At 61.8% G+C, this 9,417-nt stretch carries 6 protein-coding genes; 3 read left to right on the forward strand and 3 right to left on the reverse strand.

Going from position 1 to position 9,417, the window contains the following annotated elements:
• On the reverse strand, positions 1 to 1,386 hold the full coding sequence (locus P8L30_11085) for an amidohydrolase family protein (GenBank protein MDG2240735.1): 1,386 nt from the start codon (positions 1,384 to 1,386) through the stop codon (positions 1 to 3).
• 105 nt (positions 1,387 to 1,491) lie between these two features.
• Between P8L30_11085 and P8L30_11090 the strand changes: the two genes are divergently transcribed.
• Positions 1,492 to 3,963, forward strand: a complete 2,472-nt coding sequence (locus P8L30_11090) for a M20/M25/M40 family metallo-hydrolase (protein MDG2240736.1) — start codon at positions 1,492 to 1,494, stop codon at positions 3,961 to 3,963.
• A gap of 16 nt (positions 3,964 to 3,979) precedes the next feature.
• On the opposite strand, the gene P8L30_11095 is transcribed toward P8L30_11090, so the two are convergent.
• Positions 3,980 to 4,357 (reverse strand): STAS/SEC14 domain-containing protein, encoded by a 378-nt coding sequence (locus P8L30_11095; GenBank protein MDG2240737.1) that lies wholly within the window; start codon positions 4,355 to 4,357, stop codon positions 3,980 to 3,982.
• Positions 4,358 to 4,367: 10 nt separating this feature from the next.
• A complete protein-coding gene (locus tag P8L30_11100) occupies positions 4,368 to 7,430 on the reverse strand; it encodes a hypothetical protein (GenBank protein MDG2240738.1) in 3,063 nt (1,020 codons plus the stop codon).
• Between the two features lie 140 nt (positions 7,431 to 7,570).
• On the opposite strand from P8L30_11100, the gene P8L30_11105 reads away from it, so the two are divergent.
• Both P8L30_11105 and P8L30_11110 read left to right on the forward strand, forming a co-directional pair.
• Positions 7,571 to 8,986, forward strand: a complete 1,416-nt coding sequence (locus P8L30_11105) for an MBL fold metallo-hydrolase (GenBank protein ID MDG2240739.1) — start codon at positions 7,571 to 7,573, stop codon at positions 8,984 to 8,986.
• A gap of 98 nt (positions 8,987 to 9,084) precedes the next feature.
• A partial coding sequence (locus tag P8L30_11110; protein ID MDG2240740.1) for a hypothetical protein occupies positions 9,085 to 9,417 on the forward strand: 333 nt, incomplete at its 3' end.

Here is a 9,417-nt window from a genome sequence, read left to right on the forward strand (position 1 = left end):
TCAGCGTTGTCCCGCGTGCTTGGCCGCTAGGGCCGCGAGCCCGAGATCGATCTCCTTCCGCGACACCCACCGTCCGCGGACCATCACACCCACGCGATCTGTCAGGTTCTCGAGGTCGTCCATCGGATTCGAACCCAACAGGACCAGATCGGCGCGCTGGCCAGCGGCCACGGTACCGAATGACCCATCCAACTCGAGATGGTCGGCCACGTACTTCCCCACCCAAGCCGTCCCACTCTTCAGGATTTCGTAGTTCGAGATGCCGGCCTCGGCCACGACTTGCAGTTCACGGTGAAGGGCATATCCGGGCACGTTGAACATCTGCGGTGAATCCGTGCCCATCAGGATGCCTGCGCCGGCGTCTGAGAGCCCCTTGAGGACCTGCTTTCTGAGCGCCAGGTAGGCGGCCACCTCTTCCTCGCCGCCTCGCGCATTCCCCTCCGACTGACGACGCCAGGCATCGCGTTGACTCTGAGACACGTACTTCATCTCTGGCTGTGACAAAATGGCGTCCGCGTCAGGGAAGCCATACAGGTTCTCCCACAGGTACATCGTCGGGACGACGTAGACGTCGTTGTCGATCGTGAGCTGGACGATCTCCGCGAGTTTGCCCTCGTCCACACCTTCCACGAGCCCGCCCAGACTGATGGTTCCTGCGTTCACTTGGGCCTGAACGTTGTCGGACGCGATGGCCTGCACGTAGCCGTCTAGGTGATCCACAGTCGACATGCCTGTTTCGATCGCATGCACGAGCCCGACATCAGCCGGCACGTGTCCGCCAAAGGTCAGGTTCACTTCCTCGGCGACCTCGGCCATTCTGTCCCACGCGTCGAGCGGGATGCCAGGGTGGATCTTCATGAGGTCATACCCGCTCTCCTTGGCCGCTCGGATCAGGCCTTCGGCGGCTTCGGCGGTCGGTGCCGTGGTCCCGTTCAAGGAGGGAGCGGCTACGTAGAAGTTCGGGCCCAGGAGTTGACTCTGTTCGAGCTCGTCGGCCAGCGGGATCTGGTAGTCCGAGCCCAGCATGCCTCGGATCGTCGTGATGCCATTCGCGACATACAGAAACAGAAGGTCCTCGACTGCGTCCCTGGGGGGATTGTCGCCGGGGGGCACGTGGGCGTGCATCTCGGCGAGTCCGGGCATGAGGTACTGGTCGGTCCCGTCGATGACCGTAGCGCCCCTTCCAAGCATCACGTCGCCTGCCGCACCAACTTCGGTGATGCGCCCATCCACCACGACAACTGTTTGGTCGGCTAGGACCGTCTCCGCTGTCATCGGCAGGACATTCACGTGGGTGAAGGCGATTGTTCCAGGCGCTGCCTGGGCAGCGTCTTCACAGCCCATGAACACGATTGCTGCCAGCAGCGTGAATCGACGAATGATCATTATCCCAGAACCCCCTACTAGATTTCTATGCTCAGACAGAGGCCCAACATCGGCGTCTGGACGGGATCGGACCAGCACTCTTTCCACGCGATTTCGATGACGAATATGCGATCCAGAATTTCTCTCATGTTGTTCGCGCTCCTGTTTGGTTTTTCCGGGGCTTCTGCGCAGGAACCGTCCATGCCGGATCATCCCGCGCTCCAAGAGGCGTATCTCGCCTGGGACCGGGGTGACTATCCGGATGCACTACGCGGTTATCTGGACGTCCTTAAGGGTGCAGAGGGAGTGGCGCACTTGGAGGAAATCGCTCGCCTTACCGGAGAGGTGTTCAAGGTCACCGAAGTCGCCCCGGATGGTGCGGGCGTCACGGTCTCGCCTGATGGGCGTTTCGGGACCTACAGGGCCGCAGGGCCGGCCGGCCCCGTGACGAAGCTCGTGGACCTCGCGACGGGCGAAGTCGTACGCGAGGTCGTAGGTGGCTCCACCGTGCTCGGCCCCAACGGCACCAGTGCAACGATTCGCGTTGAGGATACACCAGCGGTCTTGGCTGCTCGGCAGGCTGAGACAACCGCGCAGGGAAGGGCCGGTCGCATGCGCGCTCAGACGGCTACGGCTTGGGAAGAAGCCAAGGCGGGGACTGTAGTGCTCACCACGAACAGCGGGGACCGCAGCATCGACCTAGGCGGCCGCGCCCCTGTCCAGATGACGTTCGCGGCAGAGTCCGGCGACCTCTTCGTGGTGGCATCACCAGCGGATGATGCCAGGAGCACCTCGGTCTTCTGGGTCACATCGAGCCGTGTGACCCAGATCGACTTCGGTGTCGGCATTCGTAGCCTCCTCGTATCGGCTGACGGAAGCACCCTAGTCGGCGTCCTTGAGAATGCGGTGGCCGGTCTCTCCCGAGGAGGGCACCCAGTCATGCTTCCGGGAGCTTCGAACGTGTCGCTCTCCGCAAGTGGTGTCTTGGCGTTCACCCGTCAGAATGGAACCAACACCACTGTTCATGTGATCGATCTCGGCGCGGACGAGTCAGCACCTCGATCCGTATTCGAGACCGAGAAGCGGATACAGAATCCTCAGGTGTCGCCTGATGGCGCTCACGTCGCGTTCGAGTTGATGGATCTTCACGACTGGGAGATCTGGGTGGCCGCATCGGACGGGAGCGGTGACCGCCGTTTGTCCATGGAAATTCAGCACGACCGGCGCCTCCGGTGGGTCGATGCCGAGCACATCATGGCAGCCAAGGGAGAGGGGCGGCACATGCGCTCCTACTTGTATGACCTCAGCGGGAGTGAGCCGCTCAAGCTCTTCCACAACAACTCCGTTCGGACCATCGCGCCGGAGTACGAGTGGGCGGTTGCTCCGGGTTCCGGGAAGATCTTGATGATCGCGGAGCGCGACGGTGACACGGTGTCTCCGGAACGTGGGGTGTATCTCCTCGACCTAAATACCCGAGTTGAGCAGGCTGATGTAGAGGCCCGCCTCGAGACCGCCCTAGCGAACGAAGTGGACCTCCGTCTAAGGGGGGAGGCGACGTTCGCCCCGATCGCTGCGGACGTCACGCGGGTCACTCAGCAGATCTCGACAGGAAGAATCTTCCAGTACGCACGGGACGTGTACGGCTTTGGATCCAAGCACGTGACGCAGCCGGGCAACGCACTGGCCATCGCGTACTACGCGGAGAAGCTCCGCTCATTCGGATATGAGCCCGAACTCGAGTGGTTCGAGGGTCGTGGGCAGCGGACCGCCAACGTGATCGTGCGGATACCTGGCACGGTGGATCCAGATCTGGTCTATGTCGCGAGCAGCCATTTCGACTCTACCGTGCGGGGCCCAGGTGCTGACGACGATTCGTCTGGAGCGACTGCACTCCTCGAGGTCGCGAGAGTCCTGAAGGACCATCCTATGCCGTCGACCATCGAGCTTGCCTTCTTCACCGGCGAGGAAGCGGGTCTTCTGGGTAGCCGTGAGTATGTCCGGCGTGCCGTCGCGAGCGGAAAGCGCATCGTTGGCGCCCTGAACAACGACATGGTCGGGTGGAAGAACGACCACCGACTCGACAACACGATCCGATACTCCAATCCCGGGATTCGGGACATCCAGCATGCCGCGGCGATGCAGTTCAGTGACCTGATCACCTACGACGCGCTGTACTACAAGAGCACCGACGCTGCCGCCTACTATGAGGCGTATGGAGACATCGTCGGTGGAATCGGCTCGTACCCGGTTCTGGGCAACCCGCACTACCACCAGTGGACTGATCGTCTCGAGACGATCAGTCAGCAGCTCGTCGCGGAGGTCTCCAAAACGACCGCCGCCACGCTCATGCTTTTAGCATCGAGTCCCGCACGACTCACCGGTATGGTCGTGGATGGCGAGTCGGTTACATGGGATGCATCACCCGAGTCCGACATCGCGCACTACGTGGTCGAGTGGCAGACTGAAGACGGCTGGGCAGCCACTACCGTGACGGAGAGTTCCGCGACGACCGCCGGTGCGGTTGGTGAGATTCGGGTCCGAGCAGTGTCACAGCGCGGTACGGCGGGCTGGGATTGGGCCCGGGCTGACACGAACTGAGCGGATGGCGCCGGAGTTATTCCGGCGCCATTCCCGTCAGCCACGAGAGAGCTTCGTTACGATCCCTGAACGGCCGGATCTCGAGGCCCGGCGCCTGGGCCCTAGCCCCCGCCTGATTCATCATCCCGAAGACGATGTCGGACGGCGCGATGATGGCGACCCGGGTTATTGAGTCACTGTATTCGGCGAAAAAGCGCGCGCTGTCACCAATTCGTTCGGCTGACTGATGGCGCATGCCAGCGGCGCCCGACATGTCTACGAGGACATGACCAGGCACCGCCCGCTCCGGATCCTCGAGCCCTGCGGCCCCTACGCGGCGAACCTCGTTCGAGGTGTAGTCCCCGTCCACGGTAATGACGAGAGTACCCTCGGTGAGCTTAGAGAAGACAGGCATCGGCTCCCCCTCAGCCCGGTAGCCGCTCAGACGTCGTGCGCCATTCCGCGCCCAACGTCGCCAGCATCTCGGTGAAGAAGGCCAGCTGCGAGGCTTGGTCGGCTGACAGGGGCCCGACCCATCCGCCGGCGGAACCGCGCAGCCGCGCGATGCGTCCACTGAGTTCCTGACTTTCTCTGGCCATATCGCGCACCTTGGCTTCGAGATCAGCAGCGAGTTGGAGTGGGTCGGTGTCGGCATCGAGTCGTCGAGCGACCTGGCCCACCTCGCGACTCAGTTCCTGGGCGCTCATCGCCAGTTCCCCGATCCGAACGAGCGTCTCGGTCCATTGGCGACGAACGAGTGGATCCACATCAATCCGTGGATCCTCTTTCACGCGCAGCGTCTGTTCGTGGGTTATAGCGCCCGCGGAGAAGCGGACCGTGTAGAGACCCGGCACCACCCAGGGCCCGCCGCCGCCACCGAAGCCGCCGCGACCGCCACCGCCACCACCCGCTGCACCGTGCCGGAGATTCCAGACCGCGCGGTTCATTCCACGTTCCGAGCCCCCGTTCACCTGAGCGATTTCCACTCCCATTCCGTCATGAACTGTGATGGATACGTCCGTGCCTGTCGAAGCCAGCCAGTAGTCGAGGATCGCACCGGCGGGTGGGTTCTCACCTTCAAAGATCATGTTTCCGGTATGGGCTCGTTCGTTCCGATACCGAATCTGCTCCGCATCCTCGATACCGAAGAGGTGTGCAGACGTCGCGGCAATGGCCGGTGTCATTTCCTGGAGCGCGTTGACCTGATCGAGGATCCACACTCCGCGTCCATGTGTGCCCAGCACGAGGTCATTATCCCGCGGATGCACAACGAGGTCGTTCACAGCCATGGTCGGCATGCCGCCCTTCAGTTCGACCCAGTTGCTTCCGCTATTCCATGACCACCATACGCCGAACTCGGTGCCCATCCACAGAACCTCTGGGTTCCGCAGGTCTTCTTTCACAGCGCGGATCACGCGTTCGGCAGGCAGGTCGCCCGTGATCGACATCCAGGACATTCCATTGTCGTCGGAGCGCCAGATGTAGTTGTTGTAGTCGTCGTTCCGGTAGTTGTTCGCGACCGCATAGACCCGGCCTTCGACACTCTTCGACGCATGGATGCGGTTCACCCACATCATCTCAGGTGCACCGTCCATGCGATCGGTGACCAGCGTCCAGCTTTGGCCGTCGTTCGTGGAGATCTGCACGTTACCGTCGTCGGTACCGGCGTAGAGGAGCCCAGGGGTGAACTCTGATTCGGCTACGGCCGTGAGCGTGGGCCAGTATGGGATTCCGTCATCGAGCGACAGCACGAACGAATCCGGCATTTGCTCCATGATCGCCAGTGTCCGCCGGTCGGTTCCCGTCGTCAGATCTCCAAGGCCAGTCCATGTGTCACCTCGGTCGGTGCTCTTATAGAGCTCGACCAATCCGGCGTACAAGGTGTTCGGGTCGTGCGGGCTGAGGATGAACGGGCCTTCCCAGTTCCCGGGTGTCATGGCGTTCCCCAGTCGCTGATCCGGGTCCCCGAGATCCGGCCAAGTCGTCCAGTTGCGGCGGGCACCGATGAAGCCCTCCGGCTGGTTGGGTCTGATGCTACGGCTCTCGCCGGTCGCCATGTCGTTTCGGGTGAGCCCGAGGTACTGGCTCTCAGAATAGAGGATCCTGTTGTTGGTCGTGTCGACCACGTTCCAGAACCCGTCGCCGCCGCCCCAGCGTACCCAGTCTTCGTTCAGGATCCCCTCGGCCCGGTACACCGCGTTCGGGCCCCTCCACGATCCGTTGTCCTGGAGCCCACCGTAGACGTTATACGGGTGAGCCAGGTCTACGGAGACCTGGTAGAACTGGCTCAGCGGGAGGCTCGTGATGTAGAGGAAGTGGTCACCGCGGTCGTAGCTGATACCGAGACCGCCATCGTCTGCCTTCATGATGTGTTCGGAATCGTGCGGGTTCACCCAAACGAAGCGGTCGTCGCCGTGCGTCCTGTGCTGGCGCGGCACGGTGAACGTCTTTCCGGCATCGTCCGAGTAACTGTAGGCGTTCATCATGTAGACCCGCTGGTCGTCGTTCGGATCGACGAGGGGCTGGCTCGCGTACATCGGGCGAGGGTTCCAATCGCTCTGGAAGGTCCACGTCTCACCGTGGTCTTCGGAGCGATAGAGACCGGCCACACGCTGTTCGTACGCGGTCGCGGCGTTGAACCGTTTGCCCTGCTCTACGGAGGCGTAGAGGATCCTTGGATCCGCCTCGAAGATCGAGATCCCGATGCGACCGATATCACCGGTCGGCAGGCCATTGTCGAGCCCCGCATTGGTGAGTTTGGTCCACGTCGCTCCAGCGTCCATCGACTTCCACATCGCGCTTCCGGGGCCACCGCCATGAAACCCCCACGGGCGACGCTGCCGCTGGTAGGTGGCTGCGTAGAGTACGCCGGGCGCGTTCGGGTCCATCGCGATGTCTACGACGCCAGTGAGTTCGTCTGCGTAGAGGACGAGTTCCCAGTTCTCTCCGCCATCGGTTGTTTTATAGAGGCCGCGCTCTTCATTCGGGCCCCAGAGATGTCCCAGGGCTGCGACGTAGACGATGTCGGCGTCATCCGGGTGCATGACGATTCGGCCGATGTGATGGCTTTCGGGGAGCCCCATGTTCGTCCACGTCTCGCCACCGTTGATCGACTTGTAGACGCCGTCGCCCCATCCCGTGCTTTGTCGATTGGCACGCTCGCCCGTACCGACCCAAACGATGTCGGTCTCCTTTTGGTGGACAACGATGTCACCCACGGAGTGAACCGCTTCGTTTTGAAATACCGGTTCGAACCGGACGCCGTTGTCCGTCGTCTTCCACACGCCGCCGGTAGCCGACGCGATGTAGAAGACCTTGGGGTTCGAGTTCACGACCGCGATATCGACGAGCCTCCCACTCATGGTGGCGGGTCCGATGTTTCGCGGAGCGAGACCATCGAAATCAGCTGTGGCCAGCTGACCTGCCAGGGGGGACTGGGCCGCCACCCAGAGGAAGGCAAGAGCGAGCAATCGGAGCGCGTTGCGCATCGTGTTCTCCATACATGACGTACGTTTCTATGGGCCGCGGAAGATGCCGGTGGCTTGCAGGCCGAGCAAGCAAAGCCGGCCCGAGAATTATTAAGTTGATATACTGCCTTGAAGACGAACCCGAGCCGACCCTGAGGACTATGCTTCTTCGACGCTTCTACGACGACAAACTCGCCCAGGCCAGTTACATGATCGGGTGTCAGGCCAATGGCCAGGCGATCGTGATTGATCCGCACCGGGACACTGATGTGTACCTTGAGGCGGCGGACGAGGAGGGACTTGAGATCACGTATGTCTCCGAGACCCACATCCATGCGGATTACCTGTCAGGGTCTCGCCAGCTCGCGAAGAAGACCGGAGCCAAGCTCTTGCTTTCAGGGGAGGGGGACGACAGCTGGCAGTACCGCTTTGTAGATGAGGACGGGGCAAAACTCCTACATGACGGTGACGAGGTGAAGCTCGGCAACATTGTGATCAAGGTGTTCCACACGCCGGGACACACTCCCGAGCACATCTCATTCATGGTTGTCGACGGCGCCGCCTCCAGCGAGCCCATGGGGCTGCTTACCGGCGACTTCATCTTCGTAGGAGACGTCGGGCGGCCGGACTTGCTCGAAAAAGCTGCCGGAGTAGCGGACACGATGGAGGCCGGAGCCCGGGTGTTGTACAACGCGCTCGAGCGTTTCAAAGACATGCCGGGGTACTTACAGGTGTTGCCGGGCCATGGCGCCGGGTCCGCATGTGGCAAGGCGCTCGGGTCGGTCCCGTCCTCGACCCTAGGGTACGAGAGGCTCGTGAATTGGGCGTTTCAGGTGGACGGCGAGGACGACTTCGTTTCCAAGGTGTTAGAGGACCAGCCTGAGCCACCGGCCTACTTCGCTGAAATGAAGCGAATGAACCGCGACGGTCCGGCCATCCTCGATCGGCTACCGGAGCCGACTCCCATGGCTCCCGAGGATCTCCATGGGCTGCTCGCGGAAGGCGGCATCGTAGTTGATACACGATCGCGAGATCGATTTGCCCAAGGCCACATACCAGGCACGATCAACGTTCCGCTGGACAAAGGGTTTCCGAATTGGTGCGGGTGGATGTTACCGTACGACCGACCCATCTGCTTCATCGTGGATGAGGAGGGCCAAGCCAATGAAGCTGCTCGCGATCTTGCGTTTATCGGGATCGATCACTCGGCGGGGTACTTCGACGCGGCGGCACTGGAGTATTGGGCCGCCAACCATGGTCCTCTCGAGATGACGACTGTCATCGACTGGGAGGCCGCCGAGCTGGCAATGGCTGAGGAAGATGCGTTCCTGCTCGACGTGAGGAAGCTCATGGAGTGGAACGAAGGGCACGCTCCAGGCGCCACACATATCCACCTGGGGCACCTCCGAGGGCGCTCGAAAGAAGTGCCACTGGATCGCCCTGTCCTCCTCTACTGCCGGACCGGACACCGCTCTGGAATCGGAACCAGCGTGCTTCAGGCTGAGGGATTCACCGACGTAAGGAACATTGACGGCGGCATCGTGGATCGAAGTAAGAGAGGCCTGCCGATCGGGTAATGGACGCGGAGTCCCGGAGTTTGTCGCTTTTCAGGACAGAAATGCAATAGATTGACGGGTCATGTGTTGGGTTTCTTCTTGTCGCGTCCGCGGGGCCCATGTACGAATCGGGAGACAAAAAGGAGCTGGGCGGGTTTGCGCGCTCGATTGACGCCCTTTTTACGGGTGCTTCTGAGCCCGAACCTGCGCCTGAAGTCGAAGCTCCTGACGCTGATATCGACCCATTTATTGATTTGGAAGGCGCCGCTGTCTCCGGCGTAGGGGCGGCGTTGGAGCCGGAGATGTCGTTCGACGCTCTGGCTCCGGATGCGCCCGAAGAAGTCGAGATGTCGTTCGACGCTCTGGCTCCGGACGCGCCCGAAGAAGTCGAGATGTCGTTCGACGCTCTGGCTCCGGACGCGCCCGAAGAAGTCGAGATGTCGTTCGACGCT

This window comes from Longimicrobiales bacterium, assembly GCA_029245345.1.
Classification (GTDB): domain Bacteria; phylum Gemmatimonadota; class Gemmatimonadetes; order Longimicrobiales; family Gaopeijiaceae; genus CALFPJ01.

Coding starts and splice junctions, on each gene's coding strand:
- P8L30_11085 (MDG2240735.1), bottom strand. CDS start 1,386: ATGATCATTCGTCGATTCACGCTGCTGGCAGCAATCGTGTTCATGGGC.
- P8L30_11090 (MDG2240736.1), top strand. CDS start 1,492: ATGCGATCCAGAATTTCTCTCATGTTGTTCGCGCTCCTGTTTGGTTTT.
- P8L30_11095 (MDG2240737.1), bottom strand. CDS start 4,357: ATGCCTGTCTTCTCTAAGCTCACCGAGGGTACTCTCGTCATTACCGTG.
- P8L30_11100 (MDG2240738.1), bottom strand. CDS start 7,430: ATGCGCAACGCGCTCCGATTGCTCGCTCTTGCCTTCCTCTGGGTGGCG.
- P8L30_11105 (MDG2240739.1), top strand. CDS start 7,571: ATGCTTCTTCGACGCTTCTACGACGACAAACTCGCCCAGGCCAGTTAC.